Here is a 19,990-nt window from a genome sequence, read left to right as displayed (position 1 = left end):
TCCCAAGGGTTGGGCTGTTCGCCCATTAAAGCGGTACGCGAGCTGGGTTCAGAACGTCGTGAGACAGTTCGGTCCCTATCCGTCGTGGGCGCAGGAAATTTGAGAGGAGCTGTCCTTAGTACGAGAGGACCGGGATGGACGCACCGCTGGTGTACCAGTTGTCTTGCCAAAGGCATCGCTGGGTAGCTATGTGCGGAAGGGATAAGTGCTGAAAGCATCTAAGCATGAAGCCCCCCTCAAGATGAGATTTCCCATCACGTAAGTGAGTAAGAACCCTGAAAGATGATCAGGTTGATAGGTCTGAGGTGGAAGCGCGGTGACGTGTGGAGCTGACAGATACTAATCGTTCGAGGACTTAACCACAGTCTAATAAAGTGTAAAAGCGAAGTGAAACTTGTTATCAAACGTTATCTAGTTTTGAAAGAATAACTCTTTCTAATTGCATATTGTCTGGTGATGATGGCAAAGAGGTCACACCCGTTCCCATGCCGAACACGGAAGTTAAGCTCTTTAGCGCCGATGGTAGTTGGGGGTTTCCCCCTGTGAGAGTAGGACGTCGTTAGGCACTAAGAAATCAGTACCGAGAGGTACTGGTTTTTTTGTGTTCTTTTTTAGGTTGAGTGAGGTAGGGGAAATCGTGACATTCTCCATTTCGCGGGTAATATTCAAGGATTGGATAGGGCTATTCTCCATTTGGCCGGTGCTATTCTAGAATTCGCATGGTCGATTCAAGGATTCAAGCATCACATTCTAAAATTCACAAATTCCAAACAATTTAACGTGCAAGAATGGTGTCAGTTGGCGAACCAACTGACACGTTTTCTATTAGTGCGGTTATTTATAATAAATCAATGGGAATAAATAAACTGTATAAAAGTAATCTTCTTGAAGTTTTAATCTATATAAGGAAAATTAATCATCTATTCACCATTGCTGATTGAAATGGAGGCGGCGACTCCTGGGGGGATCAGCACGAACTTTAGACCCTGGACTGAGCATCGCGAAGGAAGCGGCTAAAGAAGTGCCCCCCGGAAAGCGTCCGGCGCAATGAAAATCAGCCTCTAAAATATGTATTCCTTGAAATATAGTCACAACTCTAATAAGATAGGGGCTTAATGGAGTTTGGGAAAGGTTGGTTATTATGACTTCGGAAGCAATTTTAATGATACTCATTATATTCACGATAAATATCGTATACGTCACGTTCTTTACCATTCGAATGATTATGACGTTAAAGGGATATCGATATTTTGCTGCAGCTCTCAGTGTCGTTGAAGTTGTAGTCTATGTGGTTGGACTTGGACTAGTTCTTGATAATTTAAATGAGATTCAAAATCTAATTGCGTATGCACTTGGATATGGAACTGGCGTTATTATCGGCACAAAGATTGAAGAAAAAATGGCACTCGGCTATATCACGGTAAATGTAATCACGACGGAGGAGAACCGAACATTACCCCGTTTATTACGTGATAAAGGATACGGAGTGACCGATTGGGAAGCGAACGGTTTAGAGGGGAATCGCAAAGCGATGCAAATTCTGACTCCTCGTAAATATGAATTGAAGCTTTATGCCACGATTAAGGAACTCGATCCGAAAGCATTTATCATTGCGTATGAACCGAAAGCAATTCATGGTGGATTTTGGGTCAAAACGGTACGGAAAGGAAAGTTATTTAAATGAAGAAAAAGACTGTTTGGTTTGAAGTTGGAGAAACAGAATCGATTGATGAATGTCTTGAACGGATGAAGACGGAAGGGTATATGCCTATGGGCAGAAGAGAAGAGCCTGTATTCCAAGAAGTTGATGGTGAGATTATTCCGATTCGCCAAATTATCCAATTTAAAGGTACGTACATCTCTGAATAACCAATAAATGGGCTAAAAACCGAACAATAATGTTTTCTGAAAATTAATCGTTCGCATTTTAACGTTGACTGTACCATCAGCACTTGTTAGAATATGAATAGGTAAACATTAAATATCCCCATATATGCTAAGGAATTGGCTTTAGCGTCTCTACCAGGTCACCGTAAATGACCGGACTATGCGGGAAAGCAACTTTTGGATAAAGCAAAGGATGTGAGTCGGTATATGTATTTATATACGTATATGTCAGGTGTTCATAGCCCTAGTTCTTTAAAGTCCTCAAGTAAACTGCTTTTCATGCATAATGAGCAGTTTATTTGGGGATTTTTTGATGGATACATGATGGACCTTCCGTAAGCGAAAGCTAAAGAGTGAAATTACATACTCGGGCGGAATGAAAATACCTTATACTTTGAAACTTAATCTAAGGGGCGATAGTCGATGGATGCGAAAATAGGCGTCATTATGGGAAGCTCAAGTGATTGGGAAACAATGAAATATACATGTGACATTTTAGATGAACTCCAAGTTCCATATGAAAAACAAGTTGTATCGGCACATAGAACACCGGATTTAATGTTTGAATATGCATCTTCTGCAAGAGCAAGAGGTATTCAAGTGATCATTGCAGGTGCAGGTGGTGCAGCGCATTTACCAGGGATGGTTGCTTCAAAAACGACATTGCCTGTAATCGGTATACCAATTCAATCGAAAGCTTTAAATGGACTGGATTCTTTATTATCAATCGTTCAAATGCCGGGTGGTGTTCCTGTTGCTACAGTTGCTATCGGAAAAGCAGGAGCAACAAATGCAGGTTTACTTGCAGCACAAATGCTTGCGATGACCGATCAAACGCTTGCTCACAATTTAGATTTAAGACGTGAAGCGACGAAACAAAAAGTGTTTGAAAGCAATGGTGATTTAATATGATCAAAACCATCTATCCTGGACAAACAATCGGTATTATCGGTGGCGGGCAACTAGGGCGAATGATCGCACTTGCTGCGAAAGAAGCTGGGTTTAAAATTGCAGTTCTTGATCCGAGTATGGATTCTCCATGTGGTCAAGTTGCTGACATTCAAATTATCGCCTCTTTTGACGATGAGACGGCTTTAGAAGAGCTTTCAGAAGTTAGCGATGTCATCACATATGAATTTGAAAATATTGATTTTGAAGGCTTAAAACGATTATCTGAATATGCTTACGTACCTCAAGGTGCAGACTTGGTTCGCATCACACAAAACCGCATTACGGAGAAAGCTGAGATTCGTAAAGCAGGTGTCATTGTTGCCAATTACGTAGTAGCAACAAGTCATGTTGAACTAAAAGCATCGATTGAAGACATAGGTTTCCCTTGTATCGTCAAAACGGCTTTTGGTGGGTACGATGGCAAAGGCCAAGTTAAACTGAATTCAATAGAAGATTTACCTGAAGCAACGCCTTTATTCGAACATGGTGCCTGCATTGCAGAAGCTTTTGTCCCTTTTACGAAAGAAATTTCAGTGATTGTCCAGCGTAATGGCAGTGGAGAAACGTATTGTTTACCTGCTGGAGAAAATATTCACAAACATCATATTTTACATGAAACGATTGTGCCAGCTCGAGTAACAGACTTGGTCTTAACACAAGCTACAAAAGCGGCTGAACAAATTGCGGATCATTTAAATCTTGTGGGTACTTTAGCAGTCGAAATGTTTGTGCTAGAAGATGACACGATTGTGATTAATGAATTAGCTCCAAGACCTCATAACTCAGGACACTATTCAATAGAAGGTTGTACGATTTCACAGTTCCATCAGCATGTTCGTGCAATCTGCGGGTGGCCGCTTCGAAAGCCTGTGTTACACCAACAAACGGTGATGGTGAATGTATTAGGTGAACATGTTGTTCCGTTATCAAACGCGATTCCCAAATATCCGAATTGGTCCATACACCTGTATGGAAAAGAAGAAGCAAAAACAAAACGTAAAATGGGTCATGTCACAATTTTGACAGACGATCTAAATGAAACCCTAAAACAAATCGAGCATTCTGGCATTTGGTCAGAATAGAAGGAGAACAAATATGATTGAACGTTATACACGCCCTGAAATGGGAGCAATTTGGACAGAGCAAAACAAATACCAAGCTTGGTTAGAAGTTGAAATATTAGCATGTGAGGCATGGGCTGAACTTGGCGATATTCCAAAAGAAGACGTAGCGAAAATTCGCGCCAATGCTTCGTTTGATGTGAATCGTATTTTAGAAATCGAAGAAGAAACTCGTCATGATGTAGTGGCATTCACACGTGCTGTTTCTGAAACACTTGGTGAAGAACGCAAATGGGTTCACTACGGTTTAACTTCTACAGACGTGGTGGATACAGCCCTTTCATACATCATCAAACAAGCAAATGAAATTCTTCGTAAAGATTTAAATAACTTTGTTGAGATTTTGGCGAATAAAGCAAAAGAACATAAATTCACCGTTATGATGGGACGCACTCATGGCGTTCATGCAGAACCAACAACTTTCGGTTTAAAACTTGCCTTATGGCATGAAGAAATGAAACGAAATGTAGAGCGCTTTGAAGCGGCTGCGAAATCGATTGAAACAGGAAAAATGTCTGGTGCGGTTGGTACATATGCGAACATCGATCCGTTCGTTGAGAAGTATGTTTGTGACAACTTAGGAATTGCAGCATCACCGATTTCTACACAAACCCTTCAACGTGACCGCCATGCACAATACATGAGCACACTTGCATTAATCGCTACTTCTGTTGAAAAATTCGCTACGGAAGTTCGTGGTTTGCAAAAATCAGAAACGCGTGAAGTGGAAGAGTCATTTGCGAAAGGGCAAAAAGGATCTTCAGCTATGCCACATAAACGCAATCCAATTGGTTCAGAAAATATGACGGGTCTTGCTCGATTAATTCGTGGATACATGCTAACTGCTTATGAAAATGTTTCATTATGGCACGAACGTGATATCTCTCATTCTTCAGCCGAACGCGTCATTTTACCGGATGCAACGATTGCTTTAAATTACATGTTAAATCGCTTCGGCAACATCATTAAAAACTTAACGGTGTTCCCTGAGAATATGAAACGCAATATGGACAGTACATTAGGATTGATTTATTCACAACGTGTCCTTCTCGCTTTAATCGACAAAGGGCTAGCTCGCGAAGAAGCCTACGATACCGTTCAACCTTGTGCAATGGAAGCTTGGGAAAACCAAATTTCATTCCGAGGCGTGGTCGATCAAGATGAGAAAATTACTGCTCATTTGAATAAAGAAGAATTAGATGATTGCTTTGACTATAACTACCATATTCAACATGTCGACATGATTTTTGAACGTCTCGGACTAAATTAATCGGGGGAATTCACGTGGAAAAAGGTCAACTTTTGTATGAAGGTAAGGCGAAACGATTATATACAACAGACAAAGAGGACATTCTTTTTGTGGAATATAAAGATAGTGCAACTGCTTTTAACGGAGAGAAGAAAGCGGAAATCGCTGGAAAAGGCACGTTAAATAACCGAATCACTTCTTTATTGTTTGAAAAATTGAAGGCATCTGGCATTGAATCACATTTTGTTGAACAAATATCTGATCATCAACAACTTGTAAAAAAAGTAGACATCATTCCAATAGAAGTCGTTGTTCGCCAAATCGCAGCAGGGAGTTTAGCGAAGCGCTTAGGTTTAGAAGAAGGAATACAACTGCCTCGACCAATCGTTGAATTTTACTACAAAGACGACGAGCTTGGAGATCCACTTATTACGGAAGAACATATTGAAATATTGAATATCGCTACACCAGTTGAAGTGAAGACCCTTTATAAAATGGGTCTTCAAGTCAATGAAGTGTTGACTCGTTTCTTCAATGAAATTGGTGTGATTCTCGTAGACTTCAAACTAGAGTTTGGTAGAGACGCACAAGGAAATGTTCTACTTGCTGATGAAATTTCACCTGATACGTGCCGATTATGGGACGAAAAAACAAAACAAAAGTTAGACAAAGACGTGTTCCGACGTGACCTTGGTCAATTAACGGACGCATATGAAATTATACTTTCCCGTCTAGGAGGACAACCACAATGAAAAAAGTAAAAATCTATGTAACACTTCGCGAAAGCGTATTAGACCCACAAGGTTCAGCAGTGATGGGCGCACTTCATACAATGGGCTATGGCGAAGTAGCAGACGTACGCATTGGAAAATACTTAGAGCTTCAAGTGGATGACTCAGAACGTGAACTAGATGTGATTGTAAAGGAAATGTGCGAGAAATTACTAACAAATACAGTCATTGAAGATTACCGTTACGATGTCGAGGAGGCTATCAGCAAATGAAGTTTGCAGTCCTCGTATTCCCAGGATCGAACTGTGATATAGATATGTATCACGCGATCAAAGACGAGCTGGGTGAAGAAGTTGAATATGTTTGGCATGATACGAAAGATTTAAGTGGCTATGACGGTATTTTACTACCGGGTGGATTTTCATATGGAGATTACTTACGCTGTGGTGCTATTGCTCAATTTTCAAATGTGATGAATGAAGTGAAGAAAGCAGCGGAAGCTGGTAAACCGGTTCTTGGTATTTGTAACGGATTTCAAATTTTAACGGAAGCTGGTCTCTTACCTGGTGCTTTACTTCGCAATAAAAATTTAAAATTCATGTGTCGCACAGCTGAGTTAACGGTTCAAAATGCAAATACGATGTTTACGAATTCATATAATCAAGGGGACGTTCTTAAAGTTCCGATTGCACACGGTGAAGGAAACTACACATGTGACGCAGAAACGCTAGCTTCATTAAAAGCAAACAACCAAATTGTTTTCACATACAATGACAATCCAAACGGCAGTGTAGAAGATATTGCTGGGATTATCAATGAACGAGGAAATGTACTTGGCATGATGCCGCATCCTGAGCGTGCTGTCCATGAACTAATTGGTGGAACAGATGGATTAGCACTTTTCAAATCAATCGTTAAACAGTGGAGGGAATCTCATGTCAGTCATGCTTGAACCAAATCCGCAACAAATTAAAGATCAGAAACTATATTCACAAATGGGTATGTCCGATGCTGAATTCGAAATGGTGGAAAACATTTTAGGTAGACTGCCGAATTACACGGAAACGGGTTTATTCTCGGTCATGTGGTCTGAACACTGTTCGTATAAAAATTCGAAACCGATTTTGCGTAAATTCCCAACGACTGGACCTCGTGTCTTGCAAGGACCTGGTGAAGGTGCAGGGATTGTTGATATTGGAGATGGACAAGCAGTTGTATTTAAAATGGAATCACATAATCACCCGTCTGCAATTGAACCTTATCAAGGTGCAGCGACCGGTGTTGGTGGTATTATCCGTGACGTCTTTTCAATGGGAGCCCGTCCGATTGCGATGTTAAATTCACTTCGTTTTGGGGAATTAACAAGTCCTCGCGTACGTTATTTATTTGAAGAAGTCGTTGCAGGAATTGCCGGATACGGGAACTGTATCGGGATTCCAACCGTTGGTGGCGAAGTGCAGTTTGACGATTGTTATGCAGGAAATCCATTAGTGAATGCAATGTGTGTCGGCTTAATTAACCATGAAGACATCCAAAAAGGAATTGCATCAGGTGTTGGCAATACAGTGATGTATGTTGGAGCGAAGACAGGACGTGACGGCATTCACGGTGCTACTTTTGCATCTGAAGAGTTAAGCGAAACGTCTGAAGAAAAACGTCCAGCTGTACAAGTAGGGGATCCATTTATGGAGAAGCTATTACTGGAAGCTTGCTTAGAATTAGTGAAATCAGATGCACTCGTTGGGATTCAAGATATGGGTGCTGCAGGTCTTACATCATCTTCAGCAGAAATGGCTTCTAAAGCTGGATTTGGTGTTGAAATGAACTTAGACTTTATCCCGCAGCGTGAGACAGGTATGTCTGCTTATGAAATGATGTTGTCTGAATCACAAGAGCGTATGTTAATTGTCGTGAAAAAAGGACGCGAAGCAGAAATCGAAGAGCTATTTGAAAAATACGATTTAGATGCTGTGTCAGTTGGACATGTTACGGATGATAAAATGCTTCGTTTACTTCATAAAGGTGAAGTAGTGGCAGAAGTTCCTGCTGATGCTTTAGCTGAAGAAGCGCCTGTTTACCATAAACCATCAAGTGTTCCAGCTTATTTCACGGAATACCAAGCGATGGATAATGTAGAACCTCAAGTATCTGACTATAAAGAAACACTGCTGAATTTATTGAAACAACCAACCATTGCTTCTAAAGAATGGGTTTACGATCAATATGATTATCAAGTACGTACGAGCACAGTTGTGACACCGGGTTCAGATGCGGCAGTCGTTCGCGTACGTGGAACGAACAAAGGCTTAGCAATGACAACAGATTGTAATTCTCGCTACATCTATCTAGATCCAGAAATGGGTGGCAAAATTGCGGTGGCAGAAGCTGCACGTAACGTCGTGTGTTCAGGTGCGAAACCACTTGCGATTACCGATTGCTTAAACTTTGGTAATCCAGAGAAACCAGAGATTTTCTGGCAGCTTGAAAAATCGGCTGACGGGATGGCTGCTGCTTGTTTAGCACTTGAGTCACCAGTCATTGGCGGTAACGTATCGTTATATAACGAACGTAGCGGTGTCGCTGTTTACCCAACACCAACTATTGGTTTGGTTGGATTAGTGGAAGACTTATCACATGTAACAACGCAAGACGTAAAATCTGCTGGAGACTTCGTTTACTTAATCGGAGAAACGATGACGGAGTTTGGTGGCAGTGAGTTGCAAAAGATGGTCGAAGGTCGTATTTTCGGTAAATCACCATTTATCGATTTAACAGTTGAAGCAGCTCGTCAAGAGGCTTTATTAACAGCAATTCAATCAGGTTTGGTTGCTTCTGCACATGATATTGCAGAAGGTGGATTTGCTGTTGCGTTGGCCGAAAAAACGTTTGGTGCTAACAACCTTGGAGTAGACGTTACGATTTCTGGTTCAGCAATTACGGCTTTATTCAGTGAATCACAATCACGTTTCATTGTTACGGTTAAAGAACAAAACGCGAAGAGCTTTGAAGAGATCGTAAAAGATGCAGTGAAAATAGGTAATGTCACATCAGATCATGCCGTCATCATTCGAAATGAACGTGGCGAAGAGTGGATTTCAGGTTCTGTTGAAGAATTCAAATCTGCTTGGAAAGGAGCTATTCCATGCTTGCTGAACTCAGAGGGTTAAACGAAGAGTGTGGCGTTTTTGGAATTTGGGGTGACCCAAACGCGGCGCAAATTACGTATTATGGCTTGCACGCGTTGCAACATCGCGGACAAGAAGGTGCAGGAATTGTCGTGACTGATGGCAAGACGCTTCAAGCTGTAAAGGGCGAGGGTCTTGTGAATGAAGTCTTTAGTAACGGGAAGCTGGACCATTTAAAAGGAAGTGGCGCAATAGGCCACGTCCGTTATGCGACTGCAGGTGGTGGCGGAATTGAGAATGTTCAACCACTCTTGTTTCGTTCAACAACTGGTAGTTTAGCGATTGCCCATAACGGTAATTTAGTAAATGCCAATCATTTAAAGCAACATTTAGAACGCCAAGGAAGTATTTTTCAAACGTCTTCCGATACAGAAGTTTTGGCGCATTTAATTAAAAAGAGTGGCTATTCGACCTTTGAAAAACGTGCTAAAAATGCGTTGTCCTTACTTAAAGGTGCCTATGCGTTCATTATGATGACAGAAGATGAAATGACGGTTGCACTTGACCCAAACGGTTTGCGTCCACTTTCACTTGGAAAGCTTGGAGATGCTTGGGTTGTCGCTTCAGAAACATGTGCTTTCGATATTATCGGGGCAGAAGTGGTTCGCTCAGTTGAACCTGGGGAATTGCTGATCATTAATGATGAAGGGTTGCGTGTGGAACGTTTTGCTTTTCCTGCGAAACGCGCGATTTGTACGATGGAATATGTGTATTTCTCACGTCCGGATTCAGACATCGATGGCATCAATATTCATACAGCGCGAAAACGTTTAGGAAAAGAACTGGCGAAAGAAGTCCAAATTGAAGCAGATGTCGTAACAGGTGTTCCTGACTCGAGTATTTCTGCAGCGATTGGTTTTTCAGAATCAACAGGCATTCCTTATGAGTTAGGCTTAATAAAAAATCGCTATGTAGGTCGTACGTTCATTCAACCTTCGCAAGATTTACGTGAACGTGGTGTGAAGATGAAGCTATCACCAGTTCGACAAGTGGTTAACGGCAAGCGTGTAGTCATGGTGGATGATTCGATTGTGCGTGGAACAACTTCTCGCCGAATTGTCACGATGTTAAAAGAAGCGGGAGCAACGGAAGTCCATGTAGTCATCAGCTCGCCGCCAATCAAAAATCCTTGTTTTTACGGGATCGATATAAGTACAAACGCTGAATTAATTGCAGCGAATAACAGTATTGAAGAAATGCGTGAACTGATCGGCGCAGATTCATTAACCTTCCTATCGGTTGAAGGAATGGTACGAGCGATTGGACGAACAGATGAAGGTCCTGAAGCCGGGCATTGTCTAGCTTGTTTTACAAATAATTACCCAACAGAAATTTACCCGGATACGATTTTACCGCACGAAAAAGAATTGGCTCGCTAGGAGGCGATTGTGTGTCGAAAGCATATGAACAAGCTGGTGTGAACATTGAAGCTGGCTATGAAGCTGTAAAACGAATGAAATCGCATGTTGACCGCACGGCACGTAAAGGGATTATGGGTGCATTTGGCGGTTTTGGCGGCATGTTTGACTTGTCGGCCTTAGATTATAAAGAACCTGTTCTGATTTCTGGAACAGATGGTGTCGGAACGAAACTGAAATTAGCTTTTATGACGGATACGCACGATACAATCGGCATTGATTGTGTCGCGATGTGTGTAAACGATATTGTCGCTCAAGGCGCAGAGCCAATGTTTTTCCTCGACTATTTAGCAGTTGGAAAAGCGGAACCTGCCAAAATCGAGCAAATTGTTAAAGGTGTAGCAGATGGATGTGTACAGTCTGGTGCTGCTTTAATCGGTGGAGAAACGGCTGAAATGCCAGGACTTTACGAAGAAGATGAGTATGATGTTGCTGGCTTTGCAGTTGGAGTTGCTGAGAAGTCTCGACTAGTGACTGGCGAACGAATTCAAGCGGGTGACGTTTTAGTCGGTCTTGCATCAAGTGGAATTCATTCCAATGGATTTTCGTTAGTGCGTAAAATCGTATTTGCAGACCAAGGTTATGAAATCGATTCGTATGTTGCGGGTTATGAAGAACTTGGCCGTATTGGTAAGGGGCTTCTTGAACCAACGAAGATTTATGCAAAACCAGTTCTTGATATTCATCAAAACTTAGATGTCCATGGAATGGCTCATGTTACAGGTGGCGGTTTCTATGAAAACTTGCCACGTATGATGCCTGCAGGGCTTGGCGTTGAAATCAATCTTGGCTCATGGCCAGTGCTTCCTGTCTTCCAAATGTTGAAGGATAAAGGTTCTTTATCAGATCGAGATTTATACAATGTCTTCAATATGGGCATTGGGTTTGTTATTGCGCTTCCTGCTGAACAAGCGAAGAATGCGATTCGATTAGCGCTTCAACATGGTGAAAAAGCTTATGAAATCGGACAAGTAGTGGATGTCACAGGTGTTCATTTCAACGGAAGACATGACGGGAGTCTAGGCGATGAAAAGTAAGCCGAAAATTGCCGTTTTCGCTTCAGGAAACGGCAGCAATTTTCAAGCGATAGTTGACGCATCTAAAAAGCATGATTTACACGCGGACGTCGTTGCAGTAGTAACCGATCGCCCTCAAGCGTATGTAGTTGAGCGTGCAGCAGCAGCGGGAGTTCCTGCGATTGCCATTCGACCAAAGGACTTTATTTCTAAAACGGAGTATGAGCAGGCAATTTTAACTGAATTGACCAAACTAGATGTTGAATGGTTGATATTAGCTGGATACATGCGTCTTATTGGAGAAACATTGCTTGAGGCTTATGCGAATAAAATCGTCAATATCCATCCGTCGCTCCTTCCTTCATTCCCAGGAAAAGACGCCATTGGGCAAGCACTTGCTCACGGTGTCAAAGTAACAGGTGTAACGGTTCATACGGTTGATGCCGGCATGGATACTGGTCCGATTTTAGCGCAAAAAGCCGTCGATATTGAAGGCTGTAATCGAGAACAAGCAGAACAACGCATTCATTCCATCGAGCATGAGGTTTATACAAAAACGTTACAACAACTATGGAGTTAACGGCCCGCGTGTTGTGGGTCATGAAGGCATTGCGAAACGGTATCGCGAACTTAGTCTTCGTTCCTTTATAAAATCTTTTCTAAAATGGAGGTCTTTGGGTGTCGAAACGAGCGCTTATCAGTGTATCAGATAAATCAGGAATTCTTGACTTTGCAAAAGAGCTTGAACAGTTAGGCTATGAAATTTTATCAACAGGTGGAACGAAAGCTTATTTACAAGAAAATGGGGTAGCTATTACACCAGTTGATCAAGTAACAGGTTTTCCTGAAATTTTAGGTGGGCGTGTCAAAACGTTGAACCCGATGATTCATGGTGGTCTTCTTGCTAAACATGACGACACCGATCACCAAGCACAAATGCTTGAACATGGCATTCAACCTATCGAAGTAGTCTGCGTGAATTTATACCCTTTCCGTGAAACGATATCTAAGCCAGATGTCACGGCAGAAGATGCCATTGAAAATATCGATATCGGTGGCCCAGCAATGCTTCGTGCATCCGCGAAAAACCATGCCTACGTAACGGTCATCACAGATGCAACAGACTATCCTGCAGTTTTGGCTGAATTAAAATCGGATGGCAAAACAACGATTGAAACCCGTCGACGTTTAGCGGCGAAAGTATTCCGTCATACCGCTTCTTACGATGCCTATATTTCAGGCTTTTTAACAGATCTTGCTGGCGAAGAATTTCCAGAGCAAGTTACATTTACATATGAATTAAAACAGCCACTACGTTACGGTGAAAATCCACATCAAAAAGCGGCGTTTTACAAGCGAGCTCTAGGTTCGGATTTCTCCATTGCATCAGCTCAGCAGTTACATGGGAAAGAACTGTCTTACAATAACATTCAAGATGCCAATGCGGCGATTCAAATCGTAAAAGAATTTGACTTAGCAGCAGCCGTTGCTGTCAAACACATGAATCCATGTGGCGTGGGAACGGGGCGTACAATTTCTGAAGCATTCGCGAAGGCGTATGAAGCGGATAGCATGTCCATTTTCGGTGGCATTGTGGCACTAAATCGCGAAGTCGATGTGGAAACGGCGGAACAACTTTCAGGCATTTTCTTAGAAATTATTTTAGCGCCTTCATTTACAGAAGAAGCACTATCGATTTTAATGAAAAAGAAAAACATCCGTTTGTTAACGATTCCTTTTGAACAAAATAAGCAAGATCAATGGAACACAGTGTCCATTGAAGGTGGTTTATTGCTACAAGAACCTGATCGCTATGGATTTGCTGAAGCTGACGTGCGAGTAGTAACGGATCGCGAACCGACTGAAGAAGAGTGGGCAGCATTAAAACTTGGATGGAGTGTCGTCAAACACGTGAAATCCAATGCTATTGTGGTAACGGATGCTCAAATGACTCTTGGAATCGGAGCGGGTCAAATGAATCGCGTCGGTGCAGCCAAAATTGCGTTAGAGCAAGCGGCGAATAAAGCGCAAGGTGCCTCACTCGCATCCGATGCCTTTTTCCCAATGAATGACACAGTAGAAGCTGCAGCTAAAGCTGGAATCACGGCTATTATTCAACCAGGTGGATCTGTGAAAGATGACGATTCCATTCAAAAAGCAAATGAGTATGGAATTGCGATGGTGTTTACTGGCGTTCGTCATTTCAAACACTAAAGTACGTCCGATTTAGCTTAGGTCTGAAGGAGGAAACACGAATGAAAGTATTAGTAATTGGTAGTGGTGGACGTGAACATGCAATCGTTCGTCAATTTAACAATTCTCCGTCTGTAACAGAGGTATTTGTAGCACCAGGAAATGACGGCATGAAACAAGACGCTACTTGTGTAGCGATTGAAGCGTTAGAGTTTGATATGCTGGTTGCCTTCGTTCAAGAAAATGCGATTGATCTTACATTCGTCGGACCTGAACAACCACTCGCTGCAGGAATCGTCGATGTTTTTGAAGCTGAAGGATTGCGCATATTTGGTCCTACAAAAGCAGCTGCTCAAATTGAAGGAAGTAAATCATTTGCGAAAGAACTTATGAAGAAATACGGAATTCCTACAGCAGGTTACGAAACATTTACGCATGTTGAAGAAGCGAAAGCATATATTCGTGAAAAAGGTGCACCTATCGTTATTAAGGCAGATGGCTTAGCGGCAGGCAAAGGCGTAATCGTTGCCATGAACATGGAAGAAGCATTGAATGCAGTTGAAGATATGATCGGCAATCAAAAATTTGGTGAGTCCTCTTCACGCGTGGTGATCGAAGAGTTCCTTGAAGGTGAAGAATTTTCATACATGTCATTTGTCCACAAAGGACAAATCTACCCAATGGTCATCGCACAAGATCACAAGCGAGCATATGACGGAGACCGTGGGCCAAATACAGGCGGCATGGGGGCATATTCACCAGTTCCACATATCTCAGAAGATGTGATTAGAGAAGCTTATGAGTCTGTCATCGAACCGACTGTAGAAGCAATGGCAACAGAAGGTCATGCCTTTACGGGCATTTTATATGCCGGTTTAATTTTGACTGACGAGGGTCCAAAAGTGATCGAATTCAATGCACGTTTTGGCGATCCGGAAACACAGGTTGTCCTTCCTCGTATGGCATCCGATTTCGGTGAATTCATGGACGCTCTTCTGAATGAAAAACCATACGATTTAAATTGGTCGGATGATGAAATGTTAGGTGTTGTGATCGCTGCAGATAACTATCCAAACGATGTGAAAAAGGGTGCAGCATTGCCTGATTTATCGAAATTCGATAGTAGCTTGCAAATTTTCCATGCCGGAACGAAAGAAGTCGATGGGAAATTTGTCGGAAACGGTGGTCGCGTACTTTTAGTCACCGCCAAGTCACCATCTCTACAGGAATCACAAGAAAAAGTATACAAAGCGTTATCTGAAATATCATGGGATGGATTCTTCTATCGTCACGATATTGGCTGGCGTGCTTTTAAATAAAATATGGAGACCCTTGAAAAACGATTGTTTTTCGAGGGTCTTTTTGGTGAGTGGGTGAGTGGCCGCTCAGTTAGAATTTTGGGATTCTTGGTAAAAATTATGGCGATCTCAGTTAGAATAATCGCCATCTCAGGTGTAATTACGTAAAAGTAGAACATCGGCTCGTCACAGAAAACGGCTGCGAAAACGAAGTGTGCAGCCCAAATTATGTTTTTAAATGCCTGGAATGCCCCGCACGCTGTCGCTATGCGGGTGTTGCTGTTGGTGAGGGGCCGCTCAGTTAGAAGAAATGGAGTCTTGGTTAGAATTATGGCAATCTCAGTTAGAAAAACAGCGATCTCAGTTAGAATAATCGCCATCTCAGTTGTAATTACATAAAAGTAGGACAACGGCTCGTCACAGAAAACGGCTGCGAAAACGAAGTGTGCAGCCCAAACTATGTTTTTAAATGCTTGAAATGCCCCGCACACTGTCGCTAAGCGGGTATTTCTGTTGGTGAGTGGCCTAGGAAAATTCTTTGGTAGCACTATTAAGAGTTGCTATATGGAAAATAATTGTTAATCTTAAAGTATCTATAACAACTGAAATAGGTGAGCGGTATAAAAATAAAAAAATTGCCATTTAGATTAGGAATAACCTTTTTGATGTTTTTCCAAATGTACATCATCATAACAAATTGGAATGATGATTTTCAGACAACCTTGTTTGCGATTATTATCCTTGTAGCATGTGTGTTGTTGTTTCTGTTCGATCTTTTCTTTATTGGAAATCCAAGTGAATAATAGATTAATTTGATGAGGTGTTTAAGATGAAAACATTATTATTAACAGGTTTCGAACCGTTTCTTTCATTTACGATCAATCCTACAATGAAAGTTGTCGAAGAATTAGATGGTCAAACGATGGGGGAGTATCGAATTGTTGGAAAGACAATGACTGTAGATTTCGCTCGTTCTGGCAAACAGTTACTTGAATTTATTCGAGAAATCAAACCCGATGCTGTTGTTTCACTTGGTCTTGCGGGTGGTCGGACGAAAATTACGCCAGAACGTGTTGCCGTGAATGTGAAGGATGGCGATGCAGACAACGAAGGACATAAACCCGTCGATGAACCGATTCAAACGGACGGTCCTGTTGCGTATATGTCGACGTTGCCGATTCGTGAGATGGTAGACAAATTAAATGAGTCTGGATTCCCGGCAGCTATTTCGAACACTGCTGGCACATACTTATGCAACAACGTCATGTACGAGGCGCTTCACTATGTACAGACAAATAATCTAGCGATTCCCAGTGGGTTCATTCATATCCCTGCATCTCACGAACTTTCGATTGAGCATGGCAATGTTGCTAGCTGGTCACACAAAGATTTATTGGAAAGTATCTCGATTTGTATTTCAGTTCTTTCAAAGTAACTTCTAACAAATAAAACGGTTTCTCCCGCATTGGAGTAACCGTTTTTTTAAGAATGTAATTAGTCATTATCTAAGTCTTTATCTAGAAATGAAGATTTCTTGGTTTCAACAATACCTAACTTTGCCTTAATCTCAGATAGCTCTCTGAGTATAATTTGTGTATTTAGCCAAGCTGCAATTGATGCAAAAATAGCCAAAACTAAAGCGATGGTAATAATAATGTTAATTGTCATGTGTTGTGCCCCCTTGCTGCTTATTGTTTCATATAACCAATGTATATGTGGAATTTATACTTTGAAACCTTTCTGCGATTGAAAGCGTATTCTATTCAAACATTAAATGAATCTTCTAGTGGAAGAAATATATTTAAATAAAAAAAGAACTACGAATCTAAAAAAGGAGATTAAATAATTTACTTTATCTAATATTGCTATATTCAGTAATTGCAGTTCTATGGTTTTTGAATCTAGTGACATTGTTAGAGAAAATGAAAGATGGTAAGAATAATCATAACCAAAAATTACTTGGAGCTGTCTACTCCTTTTTCCTAGCGGTACCCGTACTCATGATTTTGATTAGAGTTAATGAATAAAGAAAATATGAGGAGGATTATTATGAAATTCGGTTTATATGGGAAGTTCGTTATAAAAGAAGGCGAGCGTCACACGATGGTGAATATATTGTTAGATGCAGCGAAATCAATGGAAGATTTGGATGAATGTGAAGTTTACCATGTGCACATTTCCGAAGATGAGCCAAATTCTGTATTTGTATACGAAGTGTGGAGCAATGAATCAGCTCATCAAGCATCTTTAAACTTGGAATCCACCAAAACCTTAATTAAACAAGCGATGCCACTCATTACGGGAATGGAAAGAATTAGTACCTTAACACCAATGGGCGGAAAAGGTTTTGCGAAGTTTGATTGAAATAAGAAAAGACATCAATAGATGCCTCTATAAACTACTTAGAATCTTTTTCGAGTAGATCAATGATTCGATCTAGTTTTAGTTCAATTTCTTTCGAATGATTGTTTCGCAATGTTGCATTTATTAATAATCTTTTAATAAATAGTGTAAAAGAAATTATCCCGATTACTGATACTGCTAATAAAACGATTATGTAGAAAAATGAAAGTATGTCCATATGCGCCTCCTAAAAAGTGGATTTACTAATTATACCATATTTATAAAAATTAATTTTTAATTCTTGATATAATGAAGCAGCTGACTATGTTAAAAAAGATATCTTTATTCCAATCATAATCTATTTAATAGCACACAGTATTATTAATTCCGGAAATTATTAATCTCTTGAAATGACGAACAAGGTATCATCATTTGCACTAATGACATGGGATTGTGGGTGATTAAGTGACTGAATTATTTTTCATTTTAATTTTCATTGGACCCTTAATTGGAATTCTGATTTGGAGTTACAGAAATCCCAAGGAAAGTATTTTATGGGGAAGACGATGGGCTTATAAAGAAGAACCGAAAATAACTGAAGGTGCAATAAGTTATGTAAAATTCACTTCGATGATTGGTATTGGAGTATTGATATCTATGATATTTATTATTTTGATTGAGAGCAGAAGATAAAGTTGATTAGCGGGGCTTTAATGAAATTAATGATTTTGATTCAATAAATTAGCAGAACATTGAGAGAATATTCAAAAGGGGATTTGCCTCTTAAAAAAGGAGGGAATTATTATGCTGTTTATGATGATTGTCAACGCCTCGAAAAATTCGGAGGCCGGAAAGCTCCCGAGCTCTGAGCTCATTGAAGCCATGACGAAGTACAATGAAGAATTAGTTAAGGCTGGTGTGCGGGTTATGGCTAAAGGGCTTCATCCAAGTTCAAATGGGATTCGCATTTCGTATCCGAATCCTGGGGAAAAGCCAGTGGTTACGGAAGGACCATTTAAGGAATCGAAAGAATTGATTGCCGGGTTCTTTCTAATTGATGTGAAGTCAAGAGAAGAAGCCATCGAGTGGGCCATGCGTGTACCGGATCCGCAAGGACATGGGGAAGGTCAGATTGAATTGCGTCAAGTATTTGAGTGAGCCGGAGCTGACCGAGAATCCGGAACCTTTTAGGCAACTAACTAATGCTACTGTTGAATATAGAAAAGCTTGTTTTCATCCGAATAAATGAAACGAATTCCCATTCAATATCGTATAGCAATATATGGGAGGTGAGTTCGGATGAAGTACTTTTTAGTTGGCGTCATTGTTGCTGTGGTTGCTTTATTTATTTCATACATCACGTTGGGCAGAGACATGGCTTATATAATTCCAGGAGGAATAGGACTTTTCTTTATTGTCATTTCATTGCTGTTTTCGGGGTTGATGGTAAATGGTGATAAAATGAGAGCAAATTTCGCCACTGAATCTGATGTTGATCGTCGTGAAAGAACTCAGACAGCTGTTCGAACAGGCTTAATTGGGCTACCAAATATACTTTTAGCAGGATTTCTATATTTTTTATGAAATGAAAGCGAAAAACAGCTACTCCTCGAAAAATTAGGAGTGGCTGTTTTCTTTTTATTGGCGATACATGTGTATAATTTGGCGCTAAAAGTAGATAATTTGGCGTTACGCGATCATAATTTGGCGTTACAGCCAATTTTTTTGGCGCAACTCATCCATATTTTGGCGTTAGGCATTCAAGAGCAAGAAAATCGATCATCAACATCAATCCATTTCGAAAACAACCACTCCTCGAAACTTTGGGAGTAGCTGTTTACTTTTTATTGGCGAAACATGTTTATAATTTGGCGATAAAAGTAGATCATTTGGCGTTACTCCGCAGCCACCATCAAGAACTCGACCAGCCAGCTTTCGTTCCAACTACACCAGTTCCATTACCCATACCGGTGTTGTTTGTTGATGAACCATTCGACTTATTAGCAGTAGAATTCCCATTGTTCCCTCCATTGCTCCCCGATCCCATGCCAGTCCCAGTAGAAGTATTGCCGCTCATAGCGTCAGCAGCCATACCAGCTACGCCCATGGCAGCATTCGCCATTGTTCCACCAGCCATGCCACCACCAGATCCACCTGTCGTCCCACCAGCCGTGCTTCCACCGCTAGCCATATTCATTCCTTTGTTTGCGAAATCTTTCATTAGTTGGCCGACTTCAGGTACGCCAGTATGACCTGTCATGCCACTTTGTTGCATCATGGCTTTCATTGGACAATATTTGACGGTGCCTTCTGCGGCTTTCATTGCGCCTAGAGCTACCATTAAGCGACCTTTGTTGCATTGTGGGTTTCGAGAGAGTTTAGCTGTGCCATAAGCGAGCATACTAAGACCCATCGTAAGTCGTGCGAGTGCGTTGCGTGTGCTGATGTTTTGAGATTGTGACATTTTCGTGTTTCCTCCTATCTGAATTTTCAAAATTGTGTCCTTGCCGTCTGTATTTTCCAATATTGCTATGCTAAGATAAAGGATATACAGCTTGTCCGGAACTTAGGATGGGCTGCTATCTTTTCTAATACGGA

The 19,990-nt window shown here is 41.1% G+C and carries 20 protein-coding genes, 2 rRNA genes, 1 pseudogene and 1 riboswitch; of the genes and pseudogenes, 20 read left to right on the top strand and 3 right to left on the bottom strand.

Features of this window, described 5'->3' with window-relative positions:
- The 17 genes from AC3EA5_RS10040 to pcp form a co-directional block, all read left to right on the top strand.
- Nucleotides 1–363: ribosomal RNA gene (locus AC3EA5_RS10040) — 23S ribosomal RNA — on the top strand; the annotation flags it as partial.
- 86 nt (nt 364–449) lie between these two features.
- Nucleotides 450–565: ribosomal RNA gene (gene rrf, locus AC3EA5_RS10035) — 5S ribosomal RNA — on the top strand.
- A 597-nt stretch (nt 566–1,162) separates the two neighbouring features.
- The gene (locus AC3EA5_RS10030; protein ID WP_488608205.1) at nt 1,163–1,684 is read left to right on the top strand and encodes a DUF2179 domain-containing protein; all 522 of its coding nucleotides are present in this window, start codon (nt 1,163–1,165) and stop codon (nt 1,682–1,684) included.
- Entirely contained in the window at nt 1,681–1,869 is a 189-nt protein-coding gene (locus AC3EA5_RS10025) for an NETI motif-containing protein (RefSeq protein WP_394189364.1), read from the top strand. The genes AC3EA5_RS10030 and AC3EA5_RS10025 overlap by 4 nt, the downstream gene beginning before the upstream one ends.
- A gap of 98 nt (nt 1,870–1,967) precedes the next feature.
- Nucleotides 1,968–2,068: riboswitch (purine riboswitch) on the top strand.
- A gap of 242 nt (nt 2,069–2,310) precedes the next feature.
- Complete coding sequence (gene purE / locus AC3EA5_RS10020) at nt 2,311–2,799, top strand: 5-(carboxyamino)imidazole ribonucleotide mutase (RefSeq protein WP_394189362.1); 489 nt, start codon at nt 2,311–2,313, stop codon at nt 2,797–2,799.
- Nucleotides 2,796–3,920 carry a 5-(carboxyamino)imidazole ribonucleotide synthase gene (gene purK, locus AC3EA5_RS10015; protein ID WP_488608204.1) on the top strand — a complete coding sequence of 375 codons (1,125 nt, stop codon included), beginning with the start codon at nt 2,796–2,798 and terminating at the stop codon, nt 3,918–3,920. The genes purE and purK overlap by 4 nt, the downstream gene beginning before the upstream one ends.
- Nucleotides 3,921–3,933: 13 nt before the next feature.
- Nucleotides 3,934–5,229: an adenylosuccinate lyase gene (gene purB, locus AC3EA5_RS10010; RefSeq protein WP_488608203.1), complete on the top strand. Its 1,296-nt coding sequence runs from the start codon at nt 3,934–3,936 to the stop codon at nt 5,227–5,229.
- 14 nt (nt 5,230–5,243) lie between these two features.
- On the top strand, nt 5,244–5,960 hold the full coding sequence (gene purC, locus AC3EA5_RS10005) for a phosphoribosylaminoimidazolesuccinocarboxamide synthase (RefSeq protein WP_488608202.1): 717 nt from the start codon (nt 5,244–5,246) through the stop codon (nt 5,958–5,960).
- Nucleotides 5,957–6,211 carry a phosphoribosylformylglycinamidine synthase subunit PurS gene (gene purS, locus AC3EA5_RS10000; RefSeq protein WP_488608201.1) on the top strand — a complete coding sequence of 85 codons (255 nt, stop codon included), beginning with the start codon at nt 5,957–5,959 and terminating at the stop codon, nt 6,209–6,211. The genes purC and purS overlap by 4 nt, the downstream gene beginning before the upstream one ends.
- The gene (purQ, locus tag AC3EA5_RS09995) at nt 6,208–6,891 is read left to right on the top strand and encodes a phosphoribosylformylglycinamidine synthase subunit PurQ (protein WP_488608200.1); all 684 of its coding nucleotides are present in this window, start codon (nt 6,208–6,210) and stop codon (nt 6,889–6,891) included. Before purS ends, purQ begins: the two co-directional genes overlap by 4 nt.
- Entirely contained in the window at nt 6,875–9,106 is a 2,232-nt protein-coding gene (purL, locus tag AC3EA5_RS09990; protein WP_488608199.1) for a phosphoribosylformylglycinamidine synthase subunit PurL, read from the top strand. Before purQ ends, purL begins: the two co-directional genes overlap by 17 nt.
- Complete coding sequence (purF, locus tag AC3EA5_RS09985; RefSeq protein ID WP_488608198.1) at nt 9,082–10,503, top strand: amidophosphoribosyltransferase; 1,422 nt, start codon at nt 9,082–9,084, stop codon at nt 10,501–10,503. Before purL ends, purF begins: the two co-directional genes overlap by 25 nt.
- Nucleotides 10,504–10,514: 11 nt before the next feature.
- Entirely contained in the window at nt 10,515–11,579 is a 1,065-nt protein-coding gene (purM, locus tag AC3EA5_RS09980; protein WP_488608197.1) for a phosphoribosylformylglycinamidine cyclo-ligase, read from the top strand.
- On the top strand, nt 11,569–12,138 hold the full coding sequence (gene purN, locus AC3EA5_RS09975; protein ID WP_488608196.1) for a phosphoribosylglycinamide formyltransferase: 570 nt from the start codon (nt 11,569–11,571) through the stop codon (nt 12,136–12,138). The genes purM and purN overlap by 11 nt, the downstream gene beginning before the upstream one ends.
- 98 nt (nt 12,139–12,236) lie before the next feature.
- Nucleotides 12,237–13,772, top strand: coding sequence for a bifunctional phosphoribosylaminoimidazolecarboxamide formyltransferase/IMP cyclohydrolase (gene purH, locus AC3EA5_RS09970; RefSeq protein ID WP_488608195.1), 1,536 nt, complete (start codon nt 12,237–12,239; stop codon nt 13,770–13,772).
- Nucleotides 13,773–13,813: 41 nt separating this feature from the next.
- Entirely contained in the window at nt 13,814–15,070 is a 1,257-nt protein-coding gene (purD, locus tag AC3EA5_RS09965) for a phosphoribosylamine--glycine ligase (RefSeq protein WP_488608194.1), read from the top strand.
- Nucleotides 15,071–15,878: 808 nt separating this feature from the next.
- Nucleotides 15,879–16,484, top strand: coding sequence for a pyroglutamyl-peptidase I (pcp, locus tag AC3EA5_RS09960; RefSeq protein WP_488608193.1), 606 nt, complete (start codon nt 15,879–15,881; stop codon nt 16,482–16,484).
- Between the two features lie 59 nt (nt 16,485–16,543).
- On the opposite strand, the gene AC3EA5_RS09955 is transcribed toward pcp, so the two are convergent.
- Nucleotides 16,544–16,717, bottom strand: a complete 174-nt coding sequence (locus AC3EA5_RS09955; protein WP_488608192.1) for a hypothetical protein — start codon at nt 16,715–16,717, stop codon at nt 16,544–16,546.
- A gap of 381 nt (nt 16,718–17,098) precedes the next feature.
- Here AC3EA5_RS09955 and AC3EA5_RS09950 point away from each other — a divergent pair, with 381 nt between their 5' ends.
- A complete protein-coding gene (locus tag AC3EA5_RS09950; RefSeq protein ID WP_488608191.1) occupies nt 17,099–17,413 on the top strand; it encodes a putative quinol monooxygenase in 315 nt (104 codons plus the stop codon).
- Between the two features lie 34 nt (nt 17,414–17,447).
- Here AC3EA5_RS09950 and AC3EA5_RS09945 read toward each other — a convergent pair whose 3' ends face one another.
- Nucleotides 17,448–17,630 (bottom strand): DUF4083 family protein, encoded by a 183-nt coding sequence (locus AC3EA5_RS09945; RefSeq protein ID WP_488608190.1) that lies wholly within the window; start codon nt 17,628–17,630, stop codon nt 17,448–17,450.
- Nucleotides 17,631–18,196: 566 nt separating this feature from the next.
- Between AC3EA5_RS09945 and AC3EA5_RS09940 the strand changes: the two are divergent.
- Both AC3EA5_RS09940 and AC3EA5_RS09935 read left to right on the top strand, forming a co-directional pair.
- Nucleotides 18,197–18,641: pseudogene (locus AC3EA5_RS09940) on the top strand (YciI family protein).
- A gap of 50 nt (nt 18,642–18,691) precedes the next feature.
- Complete coding sequence (locus AC3EA5_RS09935; protein WP_488608189.1) at nt 18,692–18,976, top strand: DUF5316 domain-containing protein; 285 nt, start codon at nt 18,692–18,694, stop codon at nt 18,974–18,976.
- Between the two features lie 328 nt (nt 18,977–19,304).
- Here AC3EA5_RS09935 and AC3EA5_RS09930 read toward each other — a convergent pair whose 3' ends face one another.
- Nucleotides 19,305–19,856, bottom strand: a complete 552-nt coding sequence (locus tag AC3EA5_RS09930) for a YgaP family membrane protein (RefSeq protein ID WP_488608188.1) — start codon at nt 19,854–19,856, stop codon at nt 19,305–19,307.
- Between the last annotated feature and the right edge of the window lie 134 nt (nt 19,857–19,990).

It is taken from the genome of Paenisporosarcina sp., from assembly GCF_057785155.1.
Note: the sequence above shows the minus strand (reverse complement) of the source record. Positions and strands in the feature narration are given on the sequence as shown.